The 21975-nt window shown below is 63.4% G+C and carries 14 protein-coding genes; 4 read left to right on the forward strand and 10 right to left on the reverse strand.

The window, feature by feature from the left end; all coding sequences use genetic code 11:
- Positions 1-3: 3 nt before the first annotated feature.
- The 6 genes from C8D04_RS12965 to C8D04_RS18720 form a co-directional block, all read right to left on the reverse strand.
- The gene (locus C8D04_RS12965) at positions 4-2340 is read right to left on the reverse strand and encodes a DUF1631 domain-containing protein (protein WP_116005227.1); all 2337 of its coding nucleotides are present in this window, start codon (positions 2338-2340) and stop codon (positions 4-6) included.
- A 34-nt stretch (positions 2341-2374) separates the two neighbouring features.
- A complete protein-coding gene (secF, locus tag C8D04_RS12970) occupies positions 2375-3325 on the reverse strand; it encodes a protein translocase subunit SecF (protein ID WP_116005228.1) in 951 nt (316 codons plus the stop codon).
- A gap of 91 nt (positions 3326-3416) precedes the next feature.
- The gene (gene secD, locus C8D04_RS12975; RefSeq protein ID WP_116005229.1) at positions 3417-5303 is read right to left on the reverse strand and encodes a protein translocase subunit SecD; all 1887 of its coding nucleotides are present in this window, start codon (positions 5301-5303) and stop codon (positions 3417-3419) included.
- A 74-nt stretch (positions 5304-5377) separates the two neighbouring features.
- Positions 5378-5713 (reverse strand): preprotein translocase subunit YajC, encoded by a 336-nt coding sequence (yajC, locus tag C8D04_RS12980; protein WP_116005230.1) that lies wholly within the window; start codon positions 5711-5713, stop codon positions 5378-5380.
- A 253-nt stretch (positions 5714-5966) separates the two neighbouring features.
- A complete protein-coding gene (locus C8D04_RS12985) occupies positions 5967-9530 on the reverse strand; it encodes an indolepyruvate ferredoxin oxidoreductase family protein (RefSeq protein WP_116005231.1) in 3564 nt (1187 codons plus the stop codon).
- Complete coding sequence (locus tag C8D04_RS18720) at positions 9527-9685, reverse strand: hypothetical protein (RefSeq protein WP_158550311.1); 159 nt, start codon at positions 9683-9685, stop codon at positions 9527-9529. Before C8D04_RS18720 ends, C8D04_RS12985 begins: the two co-directional genes overlap by 4 nt.
- A 189-nt stretch (positions 9686-9874) precedes the next feature.
- On the opposite strand from C8D04_RS18720, the gene C8D04_RS12990 reads away from it, so the two are divergent.
- Entirely contained in the window at positions 9875-10360 is a 486-nt protein-coding gene (locus C8D04_RS12990) for an Lrp/AsnC family transcriptional regulator (RefSeq protein ID WP_116005232.1), read from the forward strand.
- A gap of 64 nt (positions 10361-10424) precedes the next feature.
- Here the strand turns inward: C8D04_RS12990 and C8D04_RS12995 are convergent, their stop codons facing one another.
- Positions 10425-11582 carry an MltA domain-containing protein gene (locus C8D04_RS12995; RefSeq protein WP_233521170.1) on the reverse strand — a complete coding sequence of 386 codons (1158 nt, stop codon included), beginning with the start codon at positions 11580-11582 and terminating at the stop codon, positions 10425-10427.
- Between C8D04_RS12995 and C8D04_RS18725 the strand changes: the two genes are divergently transcribed.
- The gene (locus tag C8D04_RS18725) at positions 11581-11718 is read left to right on the forward strand and encodes a hypothetical protein (protein ID WP_165829132.1); all 138 of its coding nucleotides are present in this window, start codon (positions 11581-11583) and stop codon (positions 11716-11718) included. The genes C8D04_RS12995 and C8D04_RS18725 overlap by 2 nt on opposite strands.
- A 163-nt stretch (positions 11719-11881) precedes the next feature.
- On the forward strand, positions 11882-12532 hold the full coding sequence (locus C8D04_RS13000; protein WP_116005233.1) for an OmpA family protein: 651 nt from the start codon (positions 11882-11884) through the stop codon (positions 12530-12532).
- Positions 12533-12648: 116 nt separating this feature from the next.
- Here the strand turns inward: C8D04_RS13000 and C8D04_RS13005 are convergent, their stop codons facing one another.
- Both C8D04_RS13005 and C8D04_RS13010 read right to left on the reverse strand, forming a co-directional pair.
- On the reverse strand, positions 12649-13464 hold the full coding sequence (locus C8D04_RS13005) for a carbon-nitrogen hydrolase family protein (RefSeq protein ID WP_116005234.1): 816 nt from the start codon (positions 13462-13464) through the stop codon (positions 12649-12651).
- Positions 13461-17642: a YhdP family protein gene (locus C8D04_RS13010; protein ID WP_116005235.1), complete on the reverse strand. Its 4182-nt coding sequence runs from the start codon at positions 17640-17642 to the stop codon at positions 13461-13463. Before C8D04_RS13010 ends, C8D04_RS13005 begins: the two co-directional genes overlap by 4 nt.
- A gap of 82 nt (positions 17643-17724) precedes the next feature.
- Between C8D04_RS13010 and glnE the strand changes: the two genes are divergently transcribed.
- Positions 17725-20508, forward strand: coding sequence for a bifunctional [glutamate--ammonia ligase]-adenylyl-L-tyrosine phosphorylase/[glutamate--ammonia-ligase] adenylyltransferase (gene glnE, locus C8D04_RS13015; protein ID WP_233521171.1), 2784 nt, complete (start codon positions 17725-17727; stop codon positions 20506-20508).
- Here glnE and C8D04_RS13020 read toward each other — a convergent pair.
- The gene (locus C8D04_RS13020; protein ID WP_133243637.1) at positions 20476-21870 is read right to left on the reverse strand and encodes a hypothetical protein; all 1395 of its coding nucleotides are present in this window, start codon (positions 21868-21870) and stop codon (positions 20476-20478) included. The genes glnE and C8D04_RS13020 overlap by 33 nt on opposite strands.
- Between the last annotated feature and the right edge of the window lie 105 nt (positions 21871-21975).

Below are 21975 nucleotides of genomic sequence, written 5' to 3' on the forward strand. Positions count from 1 at the left end.
GGGCTACCCCAGCAGGCGCTCAGGGTTTGCGTTGAGCTTGGCAAGGGCATCGCGTGTCGCACGCACGGTAAGCCCTTCTTCCTCGCGCGCCACCAGCAGTCCGGCCTGCAGGTACGCGCCAAGACGGCGCAACTGGATCAGGAAGCTGCTGCCATTGGTCGCGGCAAACAGGTGCAACTGTTTGCGCTCGCTGTGCCATGCGTATTGCACCTGGCGGCTCGATCCGTTGTGATCCAGCGTAAACCAATTGCCCACTTGCAACTCCTGCGCCCAGGCCACCATCGCCTCGTCCACCGGCGCACCGTTGTCGGCCACCACATGGATGGAGGAGGCATCGATGCCGGTCATCATTTCGATACTGTCGGCGTCGAGCGGCATATCGCCCATGACGGCATCGCCGATGTACTCCTCCAGGTTCGCCAGGCGCTTGGCCAGAGCTTCGATATGCTCCAGCGGAATGGCCGCCGTCTTGGACAGGAACGCCTCCGCCAATGTATCTGTTAGCGCCTTGATTTGTGCATCCTGCGGGGCGCCCGTCGTGCCCAGCAGCGCCAAGCCCTGGCGCAGGCGTTGCAGCAGCCCCGGCAGGCTCTGGATCACCTGGGCACGCTCACTGCGATTGGGCTTTGCACTGGCCGCCCACACCAAGTCCGCTGCGGTGCGCTTGAACGCCACCGTGTCGGCATGCTGCGGCCCTTCGCGCACGGCCGACAGGGCCAACACCTCGGCCCAGGTTTTGAACAAAAACTCCCGAATCTCGTCGCGCACCGGCATATCCTTGAGCATGGTGCGCAGCTCGATCGTGTAATTGATTGCCAGCGCTTCCTTCTGCTCGACCTGCTGTGCAACACTCACCAGGCGCGAGGTTGCCTGTTTTTCAGTAAGAAACTTGGCCAGGAATTTCTCGAACTCGTCGTAGACCAGCTGGAACACCCGCCGCCCGGTTTCGGGGTACTGCTCGATCACCTGCACGATGCGTTTGATCTCCGCCTCGAGCGCGCTGCCCGAGATAGACGCCGCATCGAACCCCAACGCACAGGAGCCCATGCGATCAATAAGCTGGCGGGCCGGGTGGCCCAGGTTGCTGAAAAATTCAGGCTCAGCCAGCGCCACGCGCAACACGGGCACCTGCAGCCGCGCAAACCACACGCGCACGGCCGATGGAATGCGGTCTTCCGACAAAATACTCTGAAACATCAGCGCGACCACCTCAATGATGGCTTTTTCGCCCTCGGTGTCGGCCTTCTTCTTGAACTCGGTGGCGCGGTTGCGCACCACACCCGCCAGTTGCACCACGGCGGCCGGACTGTAGTCTGGCATGGCACCGCCCACGGTGCTGTAATAGGTTTCTGCCTGCACACGATGGGCGGCCAGGGCATGCGCCAGTGCGGCCGAGGCGGGCGGAGCATTGACCATGTCGAAACCGGTGCCAGAAGTGCTCAGCAGACGCCGCAATTGCCCCACCACGCCATAGGCCCGCTGGCGTGCCCGGACCAGCGGCGTCATGCCGCCAGACATTGCTGCGCCATGCGCCATGCCATACGCCGATCCTGGAGGCGCCATGTGCGAGGGCATACTCCGTCCCGAAGGGTGCGCCATGCCACGCATCGATGCGTGCGCCTGTTGCGATTGCTCCAGCGCGCGCGACGCTGGCCCGGCTTGCAGCCCCCCGGCGCCTGAAGTCGGCGAACGGTTCACCCGCACCCTCAAATCCTGCTGCGCCTGGATACCCTGGGCTTGCAAAAAGTCATTGCACCCCTGGTAAACCTTCTGCATCAGTGTCGCAAGTTCACGCTGCAACGGATCCAGAATGGTTTGCAAGTCCTCGCGGGGTAACCCTGCCTTGACCCAACTCTCCACCATATTCAACGCCACGGTTTCCGGGCGCAGGATGTCGGTGGAGGGCATATCCACCCCTTCCAACGACTGGATACGCAGCCGCAAGGGTTCGAAGTGACTGCTGACCTGCTCCATCACGGTCAGGGCCATGCGTGAGGCGAGGATCTTGTTCTCAACGACGTTGTCATCCACCAGTTCAAAGGACAGGTCGTAATCCTGTCTGCCCGACGTGGTTGCAACCGGCGCGCCATCCAGTGCAGCGCGCCATGCGTTGGTGACGCCCCGCAACCAGCCGCCGCTGCTTTTCTGGTACATCTGCCAGGCATCGCGCCGGTTCTGCATCTCACGCTGCGTCCCCGTCTGGGACATCAATGCGGTGAGAAATTCCATGAGCGCCTTGTCCACGCCCGGCAGACCGGTACACAGCCCCTCCACCATGCGCTCGCGCACCTGTTTCGCCAGCCTGCGCTGGGGGTGGATAGGCGTTGTTGGTGTGTGCATCGTTCGATATTAATCTGAGACGCAGGCTGATGGACTAAACCGTTGCGCCAGCGTTCGGATCGTTGGGGTCACCTTCCTTGCGGGTAGTCTTGACCAGATCTTCCCGCTTGACACCCAGCCACATCGCAATAGCCGCTGCCACGAACACCGACGAGTAGATGCCGAACAAAATACCGATGGTCAACGCCAGTGCGAAATAGTGCAGGCTGGGGCCACCGAAGAAGAACATGGACAGCACCATGGCCTCGGTCGAAGCGTGGGTGATGATGGTGCGGCTCATGGTGCTGGTGATGGCATGGTCGATGACCTCGTGGGTCGTCATCTTCCGGTAACGCCGGAAAGCCTCCCGAATCCGGTCAAAGATCACCACCGACTCGTTGACTGAATAGCCCAGCACCGCCAGCACGGCGGCCAAAACAGAGAGAGAAAACTCCCACTGAAAGAACGCAAAGAAGCCCAGGATGATGACCACGTCGTGCAGGTTGGCAATGATGGCAGCGACACCAAACTTCCATTCGAAGCGCAGCCCCAAGTAGACGACGATGCCCAATATCACCATCCCCAGTGCCATCAGGCCGCCATGCACCAATTCTTCGCCCACTTGCGGGCCGACAAACTCGGTACGACGTAGCGTGGCTTCGGGATCGGCGGCTTTGAGGGCAGCGATCACCTGCTCGCTTTGCTGCGCAGAAGTCACGCCTTTCTGCACGGGCAGGCGAATCATCACGTCACGCGAGTTGCCAAAGTTCTGCACCTGCACATCGGCGTAGCCCAAACCCGTCACCGTTTCGCGCACCTTGGCCAGTTCTGCAGGCTGGCTGTAGGCCACCTCCATCACCGTACCACCGGTGAACTCCACCGACAGGTGCAGGCCGCGCGAGAACAGGAAGAACACTGCCAAGGCGAAGGTAATGAAGGAGATCGCGTTGAGAATCAACGCGTACTTCATGAAAGGGATGTCTTTTTTGATGCGGAAAAATTCCATTTTCTTATCCTTGTTTTGGAATTTTCAGAGAAAGCTCATATGCGCACAGCGCATGTGATGCTGGAACTAAGAATTCCATGGTCTTCCTCCTTTATTCCGGACGGGCCAAAGCCGTGGTGGTGTTCCCGGGCTTCCAGATCTGTCCAATGGACAGGCTCTTGAGCTTCTTCTTGTCGCCGTACCAGAGGTTGACGAGGCCGCGCGAGAAGAACACGGCCGAGAACATGCTGGTCAAAATGCCGATGCAGTGCACCACGGCAAAGCCGCGCACTGGGCCTGAGCCAAAGGCCAGCAAGGCCAAACCGACGATCAGCGTGGTGACGTTGGAGTCCAGAATGGTGGCCCAGGCGCGCTCGTAACCGTGGTGGATAGCGATCTGCGGCGACGCGCCCTCGCGCAGTTCTTCACGGATGCGCTCGTTGATCAGCACGTTCGAGTCAATCGCCACACCAATGGCCAGCGCCATGGCGGCAATGCCCGGCAGTGTCAGCGTGGCTTGCAGCATCGACAGCACGGCCAGCAGCATCAACACGTTGACGCCCAGGGCAATGGTCGAAAAAACGCCAAACAGCATGTAGTACATGCACATGAAGGCCGCCACGGCCAACATGCCCCAGACCACGCTGTGGATACCGCGTTCAATGTTGTCTGCCCCCAGGCTCGGGCCAATGGTGAACTCTTCAATGATTTCCATGGGCGCAGCCAGCGAACCGGCGCGCAGCAGCAAAGCCGTATCGTTGGCTTCCATGGTGGTCATGCGGCCCGAAATCTGCACCCGGCCGCCACCAATTTCGGAGCGGATCACGGGCGCCGTCACGACTTCGCCCTTGCCCTTCTCGAACAGGATGATGGCCATGCGCTTGTTGATGTTCTCCCGCGTCACGTCACGGAAGATACGTGCGCCTTTGGCGTCCAGCGTGAGGTTGACCGTAGGCTCTTGTGTCTGGCCATCAAAGCCAGGCTGCGCATCGGTCAGGTTTTCGCCGGTCAGGATGACCTGCTTTTTCACGATTACCGGCTGACCGCTGCGCTCCAGATAACGCTCGGAGCCAAACGGCACCGGTCCCTGGCCGGTCTCTGCGGCCCGGGCCTCGGTGCCTTCGTCCACCAGGCGCACTTCCAGCGTGGCGGTGCGGCCCAGAATATCCTTGGCCTTGGCGGTGTCCTGCACGCCAGGTAACTGCACGACGATGCGATCCAGGCCTTGCTGCTGGATCACAGGTTCGGCCACACCCAGCTCGTTGATGCGGTTGTGCAGCGTGGTGATGTTCTGCTTGAGGGCCTGTTCCTGAACGCGGCGCATGGCCTCGACCTTGATCGTAGCGCGCAGCTTGAGTTCGGAGCCGTCCGGCACGGTCGTGAGCTGCAGGTCAGGGAACTGGTCTGCGATCAGGTTCCTGGCCGCCGTGCGCGTGGCTTCATCGCGCACCCTGATGTCCACGGTCTGTCCGTCACGGCTGATACCACCATGGCGGATATTCTTGTCGCGCAGGGCGCTGCGGATATCACCGGCATAGGATTCGGCCTTTTTCGTCAGCGCGGCCTGCATGTCGACCTGCAGCATGAAGTGCACGCCACCGCGCAAGTCCAGCCCCAGGTACATGGGCTGCGCGTGCAATGCCGTCAACCAGGTCGGCGAGCGCGAAATCAGGTTCAGCGCCACGATATAGCCCGGGTCCTGCGGATCGGGGATCAGCGCTTTCTGGAGGGCATCCTTGGCCTTGAGCTGGTTATCGGGCGTATCGAAGCGGGCGCGCACCGAACTGCCGTCCAGGCTCACGAAATCAGGCGTGAGACCAGCGGCCTTGAGCGCTTCTTCCACGCGCTGCAGCACCGCCGCATCCACCTTGATGGTGGCCTTGCCCGAAGAGACCTGCACCGCAGGTGCTTCGCCAAAGAAATTGGGCAGGGTGTAGAGCACCCCCACCAGCAACGCGATCACCAGGATCGCGTACTTCCAGACCGGATAACGGTTCATGATCGCACTTTTACCTCAAGGACAGGGACAGGACAGACTGCAATGCAGCCGTCCCCCGGTTTCACGGGTCTTGTTTATTTGATGGTGCCCTTGGGCAGCACCTGCACCACGGCGGCGCGCTGCACCTGCACTTCCACACCCGAGGCAATCTCGATGTGCAGGTATTGCTCGGACATGCGGGCAACCTTGCCCAGAATACCGCCACCGATCACCACTTCGTCGCCCTTGGCGATGGCTTCGATCATGGCGCGGTGCTCTTTCTGGCGCTTCATCTGGGGGCGGATCATGACGAAGTACAGCACCACGAACATCAGCACCAGAGGCAGCATGCCCGTGAGCGAAGACATGATGTCACTGCCACCAGCGGCGGCGGCAGGAGCGGTCTGGGCGAAAGCGGAAGAAATAAACACAGGAAGAACTCCAGAATGGATGGTCAATAGGGACACGCGACGACTCGTGCAGGCGGGAGACGCCCGCACGGCGCGGAATCGGGCATTGTATGCGGGTACCTCGCACGCTTGCCAAGAGCTCTTTTTAGTACCTCACACACAAGCGTTTGTTCAGATATATAAACAAAAATAGCCTCCATCGCTTACCCATCAAGCGCTGGAAGCTATCAAAACAAGAGCATCTCACCGAATGCGTCAAATTGCCAGCCGCTGCTCAAGCCACCAGACGCTCCGCCGGACTGCGCCATTGGGCCATCAGCCGGTCCCATTGGGCGCGTGCCGTCGTCAAGTGGCGCTCCTTGACATGGCCGTAGCCCCGGATGTGTTCGGGAATCTGCGCAATCTCCACCGCCAGGCTCAGGCGCTCAGGCGCCAGGCCGGCGATCAGCTCCTCAATGCATTCGCGGTACTGCACGATCAATGCGCGCTCCATGCGGCGCTCTTCGGTTTTACCGAAGACGTCGAGCGCACTGCCCCGCAGCCCCTTCAGGCGTGACAGCATCCCCAGGGCCTTGCGCATCCAGGGGCCAAACGATTGCTTGACCAACTCGCCCTTGTCATTGCGCTTGGCCAGCAGGGGTGGCGCCATGTGGTGAACAATCTTGTAGTCGCCCTCGAACATGCTGGCAATGCGGTCGGTGAACGCCTTGTCGGTGTGCAGGCGCGCCACTTCGTACTCGTCCTTGTACGCCATGAGTTTGAAAAGATACTTGCCCACGGCTTCGGTCAGGCGCGTTCCCGTGCCCAGCCGCGACTCGGCGGCCCGCACCTTTTCGACAAAGGTCTGGTATTGCGCTGCGTAAGCCGCACTCTGGTAACCGGTAAGGAATTCGACGCGCTGCGACACCACTTCCGCCAGCGTGGGCTTCTTGACGAAGGCAATCACCTGCGCTGCCTGGAACAAAGACTGCACCGCCGCCAGATCATGCGCGCAGCGGCGACCCCATTCAAAGGCGGCCTTGTTGTTCTCCACCTGCACACCATTGAGTTCCATGGCGCGCATCAGTGCGCTCAGCGACAGCGGCACCCGGCCTTTTTGCCAGGCAAAGCCCAGCAGCAAGGGATTGGTGTAAATGCTGTCGCCCAGCAGCTGCATAGCGACCTGTTCGGCGTCAAAGCGCCCCACCAGGGCCTCGCCCACAGCGGCCACCACAGCGCTCTCGCAATTGCCGCCCGGGAACTGCCAGTCGGGGTTGGTGACGAACGCCGCCGTGGGCGTGCCATGGGTGTTGAGCGCCACAAAGGTACGGCCCGGCTGCATGACGGCCAGGGTGTACTTGTGGGCCGCCACGATAGCGTCGCAGCCGATCACCAGGTCGGCCTTGGCGGTATCTACCTTGGTGGTGAAGATGGCATCCGGGGTATTGGCGATCTGGATATGGCTCCAGGTGGCGCCGCCCTTTTGCGCCAGGCCACCCGCATCCTGCGTGACCACACCCTTGCCGTCCAGGTGCGCGGCCATGCCCAGCAATGAGCCAATGGTGATGACGCCCGTGCCGCCCACGCCGCCCACCACAATGCCCCAGGCGCTGTCGGCCTGCGGCAGCACCGGTTCGGGCAGCGGCGGCAGGCTGGAGAGGTCTCCCTTCTTCTCCTTTTTGGGTTTCTTGAGCTTGCCGCCTTCGATGGTGACAAAGCTGGGGCAAAAACCGTTGACGCACGAGTAGTCCTTGTTGCAAGTGCTCTGGTTGATGCGCCGCTTGCGGCCGAACGGGGTTTCCACCGGCTCCACGCTCAGGCAGTTTGATTTCACCGAGCAATCGCCACAGCCCTCGCACACGGCTTCGTTGATGACCACCGTTTTGTCGGGCGTGGCGAGCAAACCGCGCTTGCGGCGGCGGCGTTTTTCGGTGGCGCAGGTCTGGTCGTAGATCAGCACGCTGCAGCCCTTGATCTCGCGCAGTTCGCGCTGGATACGGTCCAGCTCGTCGCGGTGGTGCACCGTGACACCGTCGGCCAGCGCCACGCCCGCGTACTTCTGCGGCTCGTCGGTGACGATGACGATTTTGACGGCGCCTTCGGATTTGACGCTGTGCATGATCTGCAGCACCGAGTGCCCCTCGGGCCGCTCGCCCACCTGCTGGCCACCGGTCATGGCCACGGCGTCGTTGTACAAAATTTTGTAGGTAATGTTCACCCCGGCAGCAATGCTCTGACGAATTGCCAACAGACCGCTGTGGAAGTACGTGCCATCGCCCAGGTTGGCAAACACATGCGCGTCCTTGGTGAACGGCGCCTGCCCCACCCAGGTCACACCCTCGCCGCCCATTTGCGTGAAGGTGCTGGTACTGCGGTCCATCCACACCGTCATATAGTGGCAGCCAATACCGGCCACGGCGCGCGAGCCTTCGGGTACGCGGGTGCTGGTGTTGTGCGGGCAACCGCTGCAAAACCAGGGTGCGCGCTCACCGGTGTCTGCCTTCAGCTCGGTCATGGCGCGCTCGCGGGCGTCGATGGTGGCGATGCGCGACTCCATCCGGGCCACGATGTCGTCGGACACGCCTAGCTTCTTCAGCCGCTTGGCAATCGCCTTGGCGATGATGGCCGGCGTGAGGTCGGCCTTGGCGCGCAGCAGCCAGTTCTGGCTGGGGTTGGGCATGGACCATTCGCCACACTGGCCGTTCTCACCCTCGGCCTCGTCGAACTTGCCCAACACGTTGGGACGCACATCGGCGCGCCAGTTGTACAGCTCTTCCTTGAGCTGGTATTCAATGACCTGGCGTTTTTCTTCCACCACCAGAATTTCCTGCAGGCCCTGGGCAAAATCGCGCGTGATGGTGGCTTCGAGCGGCCACACCACGTTGACCTTGTGCACACGGATGCCCAGGCTGCGGCAGGTGTCGTCATCGAGGCCCAGATCGACCAGCGCCTGGCGCGTGTCGTTGTAGGCCTTGCCGCTGGCGATGATGCCGAAGCGATCATGCGGGCCTTCGATGACGTTATAGTTGAGCTTGTTGGCACGCACGTAGGCCAGGGCCGCGTACCACTTGTAATCCATCAGGCGCGCTTCCTGTTCCAGCGGGGCATCGGGCCAGCGGATGTGGAGGCCGCCCGGGGGCATGGCAAAGTCTTCGGGCAGGACGATCTGCACGCGGTCGGGGTCCACCGAGATGCTGCTGGACGACTCCACCACTTCCTGGATGGTCTTCATGCCCGACCATACGCCCGAGAAACGGCTCATGGCGAAAGCGTGCAGGCCCATGTCGAGGATGTCCTGCACATTGCTCGGGAAGAACACCGGCGTGCCGCAGGCCTTGAAGATGTGGTCGCTCTGGTGCGGCGCCGTGCTGCTCTTGCTGATATGGTCGTCGCCGGCGATGGCGATCACGCCGCCATGCTTGGCGGTGCCGGCCATGTTGGCGTGCTTGAACACGTCGGAGCAGCGGTCCACGCCAGGACCTTTGCCGTACCAGATGCCGAAGACGCCGTCGTACTTTTTGCTTTGTGGGTACAGGTCGAGCTGCTGCGTGCCCCAGACGGCCGTGGCACCCAGCTCCTCGTTCACACCGGGCTGGAAGACGATGTGGTTCTCGGCCAGGTGCTTCTTGGCGGCCCACAGCGCCTGGTCGTAGGTGCCCAGCGGGCTGCCCCTGTAGCCGCTGATGAACCCGGCCGTGTTCAGGCCGGCCACGGCGTCACGCTGGCGCTGCAGCATGGGCAGGCGCACCAGGGCCTGCACGCCGCTCATGAAGGCACGGCCTTCGCCCAGGGTGTATTTGTCGTCGAGCGTGACGGTTTCCAGGGCTTTGCGGATGTGTTCAGGCAGTGGAGCGTTCACAGTGCACCCCCTTCGCAAGCACACTCGACGCCAAATACACTGCGCCCGGCTGCGCCGCTCGCTGCGTAGTTGTGGCGCAACCCGCGTTGCGGGTTGTCGTCGAGCGTGACGGTTTCCAGGGCCTTGCGGATGTGCTCGGGCAAAGGGGCGTTCATGGCGTTGTCTCCAGTGACATTTTGGTATTCCGCACCTTGTGGGGCGGTGGTGGGGCAGATCCTGGCGCCCGGTTAGGGAGGCCACTCTAGTGTGCAGAGGAGTGTATGTCCCCAGCGCTGATATGTCTTTGCGTTCTATGCCGCATTCAAGCTACTCTTAGAAAGAATCTTTCTTTTCAAGGCCATAAATTGAATACTTTGGACAAATTCGACCTTGCCATCCTCGGCGAACTGCAAAAAGAGGCGCGCCTGACGAATGCGGAACTGGCCCAGCGTATCGGCCTGTCGGCGGCCCCGTGCTGGCGCCGCGTGCGCGCGCTGGAAGAAGAAGGCTTCATCAAAGGCTACCGCGCCGAAATCGACCGCCACAAGATTGGCCTGGGCGTGCTGGCCTTTGTGCGCCTGGACGCGGATCGCAATACCGGCGGCCTGACGCGGTCGATGGAAGACGCGATCCGCCAGATCCCCGAGGTGGTGTCCTGCCACTACATCAGTGGCACGGGCACGTTCGAGCTGCAGGTGGTGGCGCGCGACCTCGACAGCTTTTCGCAGTTTGCGCGCGACGTACTTTTGCACCTGCCGAATGTGAAAGACATGCACACCAGCTTTTCGCTGGGCGAGGTGAAGGCCAGCAGCGCGTTGCCGCTCACCCACCTGACCAAAGCAGCAACCTGAAAACTCTCTTTTTAATAGCTGTTCACGCTTACTGCATAAGCGTTAGAGGCCATTTTTACTCAAACTACCGTGGCCAGAGCGCCCACAGCCGCAGACCTTGTTTGAGGCGCCCGGCGAGTTCGCCCGCCTCAGTGCCCCAGCCGGTGAAGTAGTCGGCCCGTACCGCCCCCAGGATGGCGCTGCCCGTGTCCTGCGCCAGCACCAGCCGGTTCAATTGCACCTGCGGGCCGCTCGAAGCCAGCCACACCGGCGTGCCATACGGAATGCTCAGACGGTCCACGGCGATGGATCGGCCCGGTGTCAGCGCCACGCCCTGCGCACCACGTGGGCCAAAACCGGCGTCCAGTGCGTCCAGCGGCTCTTCGCGGAAAAACACGTAGCGCGGGTTGCTCCACAGCAGCTCGTTCACCCGCTGCGGGTTGGCGGCGATCCAGGCTTTGATCCCAGGCCAGGTCGCGTCGCGCGTCAGGCCCTGGTCCAGCAGCCAGCGGCCCACGCTCTGGTACGGCTGATCGTTGGTCCCCGCAAAGGCCACGCGCACCAGGCGCACCGAGCCATCGGCTTCGGTGATGCGCAGGCGGCCCGAACCCTGGATATGCAACACCATGGCATCGACCGGATCGCTCAACCAGGCAATGGCCCGACCCGCCAACGCCGCCTGGACCTCGGGCAGGGTGTCGATTTGCTGGCGCGTGTACCAGGGCTTGCGCGCACCATAGCTGGCAGGCAGCCGGTACAGCGGCACGGCAAAGCCGTTGCCGGGCTGGCGTGCGGCGTCGATCAGAGGTTCGTAGTACGCGGTGAGCAGGCCGTCTGCACTGCCATCGAAAGCCTCGACCCGGTAGGGCTGCAGGCGCGCGACCATCCAGGCGCGCTGCTCCTCGGGCGTCGCGATACTGAGCCGACGCACGTCACCGCACAAGGCGGTGAACGGTGGTGCGGGCCGCTCGCAACCCTTGATCCAGGCGTTCCAGGCCTCGTGCAGCGCGTCCTCGGAAAACCCGGGCAACTCTGCCCAGCGCACCGGTATCCAGCGGCTTTTGGGCTGCGCCAAAGGCGGCGGCAGCGGGCCGGTATCGCCGGGCCAGGCCGTGCCTGCGGGGACTGTGGGCCGGGGTGCACTGCCCATATCGCCCGGCCTTGGGGCCGGTGGCGTGGAGCAGGCAGCCAGCGTTCCTACAATCAAGGCTGTTGCGGCAAAGCGTAGGAGTGCGAATTTCATGGGTCTGATTTTGCTTGAAGCGCTGTTGGCGTTGGCGGCGTTGGTGCTGATCGTCTGGTGGACCATGTTTTCGGGGCGCAAGGGTGGCGAAATCAAGCCCCCCCAGGACGACGAGACAACGCAACCGCCCCCGTAACCCCCCGGCGGGAGGGCCCTGCTTGCGGCGCTGTCCTACAAGGCTTTGTCTTGTCCACCGATACGGGGCAGGCCATCCCTTACAGACAATCCAGTGCAAGAGCCCAGATGCGATTCAGGGGCTACCCGGTTGCACTGACCGCCCATTCTCAAGGAGTATTTTGATGCGTAAACACCTCGTTCTGGGTGCTGCAGCTGCGGCACTGCTGATTTCTGGCTGCGCCAACATGGACATGACCGACACCCAGCGACGCACCGCCACCGGCGCAGGCATCGGCGCGCTGGCCGGCGCGGTGATTGGCTCCGCCACCGGTGGCCACGCGGGTACGGGTGCCGTGGTCGGCGCGGGCGTGGGTGCGCTGGGCACCTACATCTGGTCACAGAACATGGAAAGACAAAAGCGCGAGATGGAACAAGCGACGCAGGGCACCGGTATTGGCGTGACGCAGACGGCAGACAACCAGCTCAAGCTGGACATCCCCAGTGATATCTCGTTCGACACTGGCCGCGCCGAAATCAAGGGCAACTTTGCCCCGGTGCTGGACCGCTTTGCCGCCAGCCTGCGCGACAACCAGAACACCGATGTGCAAATCGTCGGGCACACCGACAGCACCGGCAGCGACGCTATCAACAACCCGTTGTCGGTCGACCGCGCCACGAGCACACGCAACTACCTGACCGCACGCGGCGTGAGCGGTTCGCGCATCGAGATTGAAGGCCGAGGCTCGTACCAGCCCATCGCCTCCAACAACACGGCTGAAGGGCGCGCACGCAACCGCCGCGTGGAAATTTTTGTCGGCGAACGCCCGCGTTAAATCAGCGCCAGTGGCCACGTGCCGCTGAAACCACCACAATGCAGCCCCGACGCCAACGCCCGGGGCTGCATTTTTTCAGCCAACGTTGACGGCCCCCACGCACTTGACGCAAGGGCTCACAGCACGCGATGGGTCAGCGCCGGCAACTGCGTGCGCACTTGTTGCAGGCGCTGCGCATCGAGCCAACCGTCCACTATGCCCTCCCCCTGCGGCAGCACACCCAGCACCTCGCCCCAAGGGTCTACCAACATGCTGTGGCCCCAGGTGCGCCGCCCGGTCTCGTGCGGTCCTCCCTGGGCCGGGGCCAGCACATAGGCCTGGTTTTCCACCGCGCGCGCGCGCAACAGCAGCTCCCAGTGGGCCTGGCCCGTGGTGTGCGTGAAGGCGCTGGGCACCAGCAGCAGATCGGCGCCGGCCCGCGCATGCTGGCGGTACAGCTCGGGAAAGCGCAGGTCGTAGCACACGCTCAGGCCCACGCGCCAGGTGCGGCCGCTGCGGCTGGGCAGCAAGAACTGCACGGGCGCGCTCCCGGGCTCGATGGTGGCGCCTTCGTCGAACCGCTCCTGGCCGTTGTCGAAGCGGAACAGATGGATCTTGTCGTAGCGCGCCACGCAGGTGCCGTCGGGGGCGTAGACCAGCGAAGTGTTGCGCACCCGTCCGGGGTCCTGGCAGGCCAGGGGCAAGGTGCCGCCCACGATCCACAAGTCCAGGTCGCGCGCGGCCTGCGCCAGGAAGGACTGCACGACCCCATCGCCCGGCCGCTCGCGCAGCGCCAGCTTGTCGGTGTCGCGCGCGCCCATGGCGCCAAAGTATTCGGGCAGCACGGCCAACTCCGCGCCCTCCCGCGCCGCCTGCTCCAGCAGGGCGCGGGCGGCGGCCAGGTTGTCGTCCCGCCGGGGGCCGGAGACCATTTGCAGGGCAGCGACTTTCATGGGGGGTCTCCTGGGAGTTGGGGTGCGCGGGCCGGTGCTGATTGCGGCGCACTGGCCGCCGCCGCAGGTGCTGCTGCTGCTGCTGCTGCTGCTGCTGCTGGCGCGACTGTGGCGGCGCGGCTGCGGCGGGGGATGCGGGTCACCTGCGGGTCAGCCCAAGTGCCATCCACGCGAAACTCCTGCGTGGCAGCCTCGATGAGCGGACCGCGCAGGAAGACCTGGGCCAAGAAACTTCCCAGGCCGATCACGGGGTTGATGGCTGTGGCCACGAGAGAGGCTGTCATGGCATTGATCTCGGGCACCACCACCACGTGCAATTCCTGGGTTTCGCGGGCGATGTCGGCCCGGCCTTCCATCAGCACCGCGGCATTCACGCCCTTCATCTGCAGATTGTTGGTGGTGGCAACGCCCTGCTCGATACGCAAGTCGCCGCGCACGAAATCGAAAGCAAAGCCTTCGCTGAAGACATCGCGGAAATCCAGTGTGAGTCGCCGCGGCAACGATTGCAGGCTGAGCACACCCAGCAGCTTGGCCAGGCCCGGGTCGGCCTTGAGAAACTGCCCCGCTTCAATGTTGAGATTGATCTGCCCCGTCATCGAGGCATAGTCAGGATTGATGGGCGCACCGCGCCAGGCCACCTGCCCCTCCATGCGCCCTTTGCCACGGCGCACCACATCGGCCATGCCAAAACGCCCGAGCAATGTGCCCGAATCCTGGATGTCGAGACGAAAATTGAGCACCGTGCGCCGCTGCGCCTCCGGGGGCGCAGCGGCCGTGGCCTGGAGCGCAGCCCAGTTGCCATTGGCCGTAAACACCGCCTCGGGGGTGAGCAGGTTGAACTTGCCCAGCCGCCACTCACGCTGCGATCCATCCAGCACGCGGTTCTGCGCCTCGATCTCCAGACGCCCGAGCTTGCGCCCGCGCAGCTCGAAATCATCTACCGCAATGTCGAGGGAGGGCAGACTCCCGGGCTGCGCGTCCAGCAAGGCTTCGACCTGGGTGGCTGCGCTTTGCGGCACGGTCAGACGGGCCAGGCGTGCATACAGACGCCCGGCGGCGGCCTCGGGCCCGCTGGGCTGGCGGAACTCGACATAGCCATTGAGTTCCTGCGCATCCAGGTTGGCACGCCAGAGCAATCCGTCACGCGATCCGCCCACCAGTACATCGTGCAAAGTACGGCCCTGCACCGTCAGCGCCCGCGCCCGCGCCGCCAGTACAGTGGGCAGGTAGTCCGGCAATGCCGAAGACACTGGCACAGCCGTTCCCTGGGTTGGCGTGCCCGTCAGCAGGGATTGCCACAGATCGACATCAAAATCACCCAGGCGAACGTTGGCCACCACCCCCCGCTCAGGCATGGGGGCCGATTCTTGGGGCGCCAGCCCTATGGCGATGGCGCCGCGCAGCACGCGCGGAGAAGCACCGGCCAGGTCGCGCACATAGCTGACAGATCCCACTGCGCCCATTTCCAGCACAAGGCTGTCTTGCAAAGGCGCAGTCCGCGCGGCCACCGCGCCCGGCGCCAGAGATTCGCGCGTGAGCTGGTTCTCGAAGCGCACCGGCATGGCGCTGTCCGCAGGCTTGCCCAGGGGCGCCGGCAGGGCCAGGGCCAGGCCCTGCAGGGTACTGCTCACCTGCAACTCTGGCACCCCCCGGCGCAGCGCAAACTGAAAGGTATAAGGCGCACTGCCCGTGGCCTTGCGGGCCAGCTGGGCCAGAAGGCCCAGTTCCGGAGCCTGGCGCAAGCCCTCGGCCGATGCCGTGCCCTGGGCGCGCAGCTGCAAGAGTGCTTCGGACGGCGACGCCCCAGCAGGCAGCGCGCGCATGCTGCCTTCCAGGCGCACATCACCCCCGAGCGCACGGGCCTGCACGCCCGACAGAGTGAACCCGGTTTCGCTGAACTGCACGGTACCCCGGGCGCGTGACAGCGCAGGGGTATCGGGCGTGATGCGCACCTCATTGCCCGCCAGTTGCAGGCTGCCCTGCACCCGCGACTTGTGGAGTTCACTGATGGGCAGGCTCAAGCGCAAGCGCAGGTCGGCGGCACCAGCGCCGCTGGCCTTGTCCAGCGCATGGCCCGTCATGGCCGCCAGCGGCGACGACGCCATGAGCGCCAGCAGCTCTGGCAGAGGGCCCCGGGTATCGGCGCTCACTGCGACCACGGTGTGCGACAGATCGGGAATCTGCGCCTCCACCTTGGTGGCCTGCAACCCGGCGCTGCCCGCAAACCGGCTGCTCGCACCCTTGACCTGCATGGACGAGCGCTCAAACACCAGCTCGCCCGCCAGCTGGGTGAGCGCAGGCCAGGGCAACTCGCCCGCAGGCTGCAGGCTGCGTGGCACAAAGGCATAAGTCACGTCTTGCACGCGCGCGGCAATGCGAAATTCGCCGTGCCGGGGGTCGTTGAACGGCATGTCGTGCAAATCTCCCTTGACGCGGAAATTCACCACACTGGCCTTGCCTTCCACCACCGCATCGCGCACATAGTGGCGCGCATCGGGCGGGATGGCCAAAGGCAGGTAGCGGTGCACCCGGGTGCCGTCGGCGCGGGACAAGGTGCCGCTCAAATCCAGCACCCCCGGAAAGCGCGCCCCCCCGCGAGAGCGCGCCGGATCGCTCGTGTGCCAGGTGGCTCGCGCCTCGCCCTGCGCATCGGCATTGGCAAACCGGGTATCGGTCAACTGCACGGCAAGGCGCTCACCGTCGATCTGCCAGGCCACGGCGCTGCTCAGGCGGTCCAGCGGCACCACCGGCTCTTCAAACACCCCGGGCAACACCAGCGCGCCATCGGCCACCACCAGCTTGGCCTTGCCGCCTTGCTGCGTCAGATCGAAGTCCACCGTGGCACCGCGCACGCCGATCGCGGGCGCCTGGCCTTTGACCGCTGCGTCCAGAGCCCCTGCCAGCGCCAGCCCCGACACCCGGCCGCGCGCCTGGTAGGTCTGCGGTGCGGTCGGGTCACCCTGCCATTGGGCGTTCACCGACTCCACCAGCCCCTGGGGCGCATAGGTGCGCAGCGCCTTGTGCACGGTATCGCCCAGCGGCACGCGGTCGGCGATGCGCGCCAGCGCCGCCAGGTCCAGCAAATCCGCCTGAAATTCTCCCTGCGCTTTTTGTCCCTTGCGGGCGACGCTGTGCCGCACCCGTAAATTGCCCCCCGGCCAGCGCAGACCGTCCTCGGTGGTGAACTGCAGCTTCTGCGTGAAAAACTCCACCCCGCCCGGAAGATTGCGCCCGCCCACACGCCCCTGCACCATGGGCAGCACCAGCGGTTGCAGCCCTTCGCCCAGCGTGGCGTTGACATCGGCCAGCGCCACATCGGCCGCGCCCCCCACCAACTGGCCACGCTCCACATCGACCCAGCTGCGCACCGCACCGCGCCCCTGGCTGACGGTGATGCCGATGTCCGCGTGGTGGCGCAAGCGCGAAACATCCACCCGCGCAAAATGGGCATACAGCTGCCCGCTCCACTCCTGCCAGCGCCCGCCGTGCGTGGTGAGCAGTGGCTGGCGGAACAAGCCAACCACGGAGAAGCGGTCACCCCAGGCCTCGGGCGGCGTGGCGTCAATGCGCAGGCTGTGGCGCCAGTTGCCATTGCGCGCCACGATGTCCACATCGCCCAGCGCCAGCTCTGGCGCACCGCGCAACTCGTCCGTCCAGCGCAGCGTGCCGCCGCGGATCAACAGTTCGGGCTGGGCAAAGAGCCAGTCGGCCGCGGCACCGCCATCGTCCGGATTGCTGTTCGACAACTCCAGCCCGGCCAACAAAATGCGACCGTCGGCCGTGCGGCGCACATCCAGTTCCGGGCGTTCGATATACAGCTGCTCGAACCCGAAGTTCCAGAGCGAGCGCGGCGACACCGCAACAACCACGCGGGGCAGTCGCAGGGCCTCGCGGCCCTCGGCGTCCAGCAGAGCGACGTTTTCCAGCTCAATGGTGGGTATCAGGCCCTCGGTGCGCGCCGAAATGGCACCCACCCGCACGGGTACCCCTAAAGCCAGGCTGGCCTGCGTCTGGATCTGCGCACGGTACTCACCGATTCGCGGCACAATCCAACCGTGGATCGCCCCCCACGCCAGCGAGAGCACCAGACCCGCCGCCAGCAGCAAACCCAGCGACCACCGTGCAAAAACTGCCATAAATTTCAGCAGGCGCGTGGGGTGGTTGGAGGGTTCGTTCATGGCGGGCAAAGATGATGCAGGAATTATGACCCGGGGCCATGGCACGGGTTCGAAGCAACCCAGGGTTCTATGAGATGCGGCGATGCCTGCCGCACTGGCCATGCACACAGATCTGACTGACAGCACCTCCCCCGGCCTGGCGGCCCATTCACGTTTCTTCCAGCGACTGCACCGCCGCTACAGCGCCGAACTGCCGCTGCTGCCTCCAGGCCCCCCCGTACTCACCAGCATGCAAGAGACGCTGCAGGCCTTGCGCGCAAGCGGCCACGAGCTGCCGGCGGCCCTGCGCATCCTGCGCCAGATCGTCATGGAACGACTGGTGCGTCTGGATTGCGAGGCCCAGGCCCCCCTCGAAGACATCACCCGCGCCGTGACTGAACTGGCCGAACTGGCCCTGGACCAGGCATGCGTGCGGGCCCGCGAGGAACTCGACACCCGCCATGGCGCGCCCTGCGGGCCCGACGGACAGCCCGTGGAACTGTGGATCATCGGCATGGGCAAGCTCGGTGCGCGCGAACTCAACGTGTCGAGCGACATCGACCTCATTTACGTCTACGAGAACGAAGGCGAGACCAGCGGCACCCCCGACGGGCGCGGGCGCATTTCCAACCACGAATACTTTGCCCGTGCGGTGCGGATCATCTACAGCACCGTCGGGGACACAACCGAGCACGGCAACGTGTTCCGCATGGACCTGGCGCTGCGCCCCAACGGCAACTCGGGTCCTCCGGCGGTATCGCTGGCCGCGCTGGAGGAATACCTGCAGGTGCAGGGGCGGGAATGGGAGCGCTTTGCCTGGCTCAAGAGCCGTGTCGTGGCGCCGCGCGCCTGCATTGGCAGCCCGGCGGTGCAGGCTCTGCGCGGTGTGGTGCTGCCCTTTGTGTTCCGGCGTTACCTCGACTACAGCGTTTTCGATGCCCTGCGCGCCCTGCACCGGCAGATTCGCGACCATGCCGCCAAGCGCAGCGCGGGCCACCCCGAGCGCGCCAACGACGTCAAACTCTCGCGCGGGGGCATCCGTGAGATCGAATTCACCGTGCAGCTGCTGCAAGTGGTGCGCGGCGGGCAATTCCCGGAGCTGCGCCGCCGCCCCACCCTGGATGCCCTGGATCGGCTGGTCAACGCCGGGCTGATGCCCCGGGAGACGGCCGCCGCGCTGGCCCAGGCCTACACCTTTTTGCGGCGTGTAGAGCACCGCATCCAGTACCTGGACGACCAGCAAACCCATATCCTGCCCACGCGCGACGACGACCTGGCCTGGATCGCCCAGACCATGGGCTACCCCGACTGTTGCAGTTTTCTCTGCCAGCTTGACACCCACCGCGAACTGGTGGCCCAGGAGTTCGACACCCTGCTCGGCGGCAACGAGAAAAAGCAATGCCACAGCGGAGGCTGCGGCAAGAAGGGAGGCGCCACCCCTCCGGACCTGGAAGCCTTGCTCGAACAGCTCCCCGAAACCTTGCGCGAGCGTGTCGCCGAGTGGCGCACCCACCCGCGCGTGATCGCCCTGCGGGACGAAGCCCGCATGCGCCTGTTGCGCCTGGTGCAACGCACAGCGCAATGGGTGAAGGAAGGCCGCGCCAGCGAAGAAGCCGCGGTACGCCTGGTGAACTGGCTTGAGCCGCTGCTGCGCCGCGAAAGCTATCTGTCACTGCTGCTCGAACGCCCTGCGGTGCACGAACAACTTTTGCACCTGCTCGGCGCTGCCCGCTGGCCCGCTCGCTACCTGCTGCAGCACCCGGGTGTGATCGATGAACTCGCGGGCAGCCCATTGCTGTCCGAGCGCTTTGTCGCCGCTGACTTTGAGCGCGACCTTGCCCTGCGCCTGTCCTCACTGCGCTCCACCCAGGAAGATGACGACGAAACCCTGCTCAATTTGCTGCGCCGGGCCCACCACGCCGAGACCTTTCGCACCCTGGCCCGCGATGTGGAGGGCCGCATCACCGTCGAACAAGTGGCCGACGACCTGAGCGCGCTGGCCGACAGCGTGCTGCGTGTCACCGCGCAGTGGTGCTGGAGCCGCCTGCGCAACCGGCACCGCGAGACCCCGCAGTTCGGCATCATTGCCTACGGCAAGCTCGGCGGCAAAGAGCTGGGCTACGGCAGCGACCTGGACATCGTGTTCGTATTCGACGACGACGACGAGCGCGCCCCCGAGATCTACGCGGCTTTCGTGCGCAAGCTCATCAACTGGCTCACCGTCAAAACGGGCGAAGGCGACCTGTTCGAGATCGACACCCAGCTCCGCCCCAACGGTAACTCGGGCCTGCTGGTCACCAGCTTCGAGGCCTACGCCAACTACCAGCAGCAGCGCGGCAGCAACACCGCATGGACCTGGGAACACCAGGCCATGACGCGGGCGCGCTTCGTGCTAGACAGCCGCGAACCAACCCCCAGTGCGCAGAGTGCCACCACGGCAACCTCCCTGCGCGCACGTTTTGATGCCGTGCGCGAGGCCGTCATCACGGCCCCGCGCGACCCGGCGGCGCTGCGCCTGGAAATCCAGTCCATGCGCGAGCGAGTGCGCGCCGCCCACCCGGCAGCAACAGGCCAGTTCGACATCAAGCACAGCCCCGGCGGCATGGTCGATGCTGAATTTGCCCTGCAGTACCTGGTGCTCTCGCAGTCGGGCGCGCACCCGGAGCTGGTGGAAAACCTGGGTAATATCGCCCTGCTGCAGCGCGCCGAAGCCGCGGGCCTGCTGCCTCCTGGCGTGGGTCAGGCGGCGGCCAGCGCCTACCGCGAACTGCGCCGCGTGCAACACCGCGCCCGACTGGACGAAGCGCCTACACAACGGCCCTTTGCGGAACTGCAAGCGGAACAAGCCGCAGTACTAGCCTTGTGGGAGGCCGTTTTCGGAAGGTGAGACAGGAGATGATTTGGACGCGATCAATATGACGGCCATCAAAGCACAGGGCAAAAAAACAAAAAATGCCGTCATGTGCTTTTCGAACTCAAAGTAACCATCACCCGCCACCACCGCCAATGGCGCGAGCAGCATCCATACAACAATAGCAGCGGAGAACAGCGATCTGCGGTACAGCAGCGCGAGCAGGAGCGTCACAACAAATATCCAGCCAAACACACGAGCGAGCTGAGTTTGTGCGTTGACTAAAACCTGTGCAACCGCTGGAGTCAGGTGTAATCCTGAGCGGGTGTAGTCGACTGCATAGTTGGAGCGCACTACGGTCCGATAGGTGTTTTTTACCAGTTGCCACAAAATCACCGGGTGTTGCACCAAGGTCAACAGATAGACATCTGGACGCCCCTGTGCGACAAGCTGATCAAAGAGGTCCTGCGCCTGCTTCTTCTGCGCTTCGGTGCCTTCTGGACTCCTGGCTGCATCCAACAAGGTGCTGGCTGTTGGCAAGTACGAAGTTCCCAAGTAGTTGTAATGCGGCAATGTGGCAGGGAATAGAGTTTTTAGCTGCTGCTGGTGCTGGTAGAAATACGGATGCCGCTCTTCAAACCGCTGGGCAGGCCAGTTGGAAGATTGCAAAAGACTCCAACCCACGCCGTTGAAGTAGCGGTTGTATTGATTTGGCGCCTTGTTTTCAGGATGCGCGCCCAAAAGCATGGCGCAAACTGAGATGATGCAAAGCAAGGACACCCAGAGTCTTGAATTGGAAACCCCATACAGCCACATATTTCTGAGCAACAGCATCAAAATGACAGGAACAACAAAAATCATTTGCTGCTTTGCGTAAATAATAACTACCGCACTCAATGTGAAAAGCAAGATCTTGTTTTCCAGCACCAAATGTCTTATGCCAACACACAGTATCGGCGCCAGAGCCAAAACCAGCGCTTCACCATAGAATGATTTAAGATAAACTACATAACACAGCAAAACCAAAATAAATACACCCAACACCAGCAAATTAGCATATCCATGCTTTTGATGAGCGAGAAAAAAAATACCCAGAACCATTATTAACGCCAAAATAAACAAGATTGGCGCCGTCAGCAGTGTATTTTTTCCGGCGCACTGAATGAGCCACCCAATGACGCCGAGTAATACGCCCATGCTGCTATTATTGACAATTTGCGCGGAAGCATCCAACGGATAATGGGCTTGCATGGGCTCCCAGGCAGGCGCCAAAAATCCGGCAGGTACTGTAACGCGATCCCAGTCCCCCGTGTTGATGGATGGCCCTTCACTGAGCCACAAAACAACCGCAATGACAGCCCATACACTGGCTCCAAGCCAGGTTTGCTTGGAAGGCAAGCGAAACCACTGAGAAGGTATTGAATACATAAGGCGGCTATAAATATCAGGTCACGCCTTGATTTCAATGAAGAACGAAATACTTTTCACTTAATGCCTCTTATC

The organism is Simplicispira sp. 125 (assembly GCF_003096555.1).
Taxonomy (GTDB): Bacteria; Pseudomonadota; Gammaproteobacteria; order Burkholderiales; family Burkholderiaceae_C; genus Simplicispira.

What these genes read in the sequence shown, in the direction of transcription:
- C8D04_RS12965 (WP_116005227.1), bottom strand. Translation starts at nt 2,340, where the DNA reads ATGCACACACCAACAACGCCTATCCACCCCCAGCGCAGGCTGGCGAAA.
- secF (WP_116005228.1), bottom strand. Translation starts at nt 3,325, where the DNA reads ATGGAATTTTTCCGCATCAAAAAAGACATCCCTTTCATGAAGTACGCG.
- secD (WP_116005229.1), bottom strand. Translation starts at nt 5,303, where the DNA reads ATGAACCGTTATCCGGTCTGGAAGTACGCGATCCTGGTGATCGCGTTG.
- C8D04_RS18720 (WP_158550311.1), bottom strand. Translation starts at nt 9,685, where the DNA reads ATGAACGCCCCTTTGCCCGAGCACATCCGCAAGGCCCTGGAAACCGTC.
- C8D04_RS18725 (WP_165829132.1), top strand. Translation starts at nt 11,581, where the DNA reads ATGGGTCTGATTTTGCTTGAAGCGCTGTTGGCGTTGGCGGCGTTGGTG.
- C8D04_RS12995 (WP_233521170.1), bottom strand. Translation starts at nt 11,582, where the DNA reads ATGAAATTCGCACTCCTACGCTTTGCCGCAACAGCCTTGATTGTAGGA.
- C8D04_RS13000 (WP_116005233.1), top strand. Translation starts at nt 11,882, where the DNA reads ATGCGTAAACACCTCGTTCTGGGTGCTGCAGCTGCGGCACTGCTGATT.
- C8D04_RS13005 (WP_116005234.1), bottom strand. Translation starts at nt 13,464, where the DNA reads ATGAAAGTCGCTGCCCTGCAAATGGTCTCCGGCCCCCGGCGGGACGAC.
- C8D04_RS13010 (WP_116005235.1), bottom strand. Translation starts at nt 17,642, where the DNA reads ATGAACGAACCCTCCAACCACCCCACGCGCCTGCTGAAATTTATGGCA.
- glnE (WP_233521171.1), top strand. Translation starts at nt 17,725, where the DNA reads ATGCCTGCCGCACTGGCCATGCACACAGATCTGACTGACAGCACCTCC.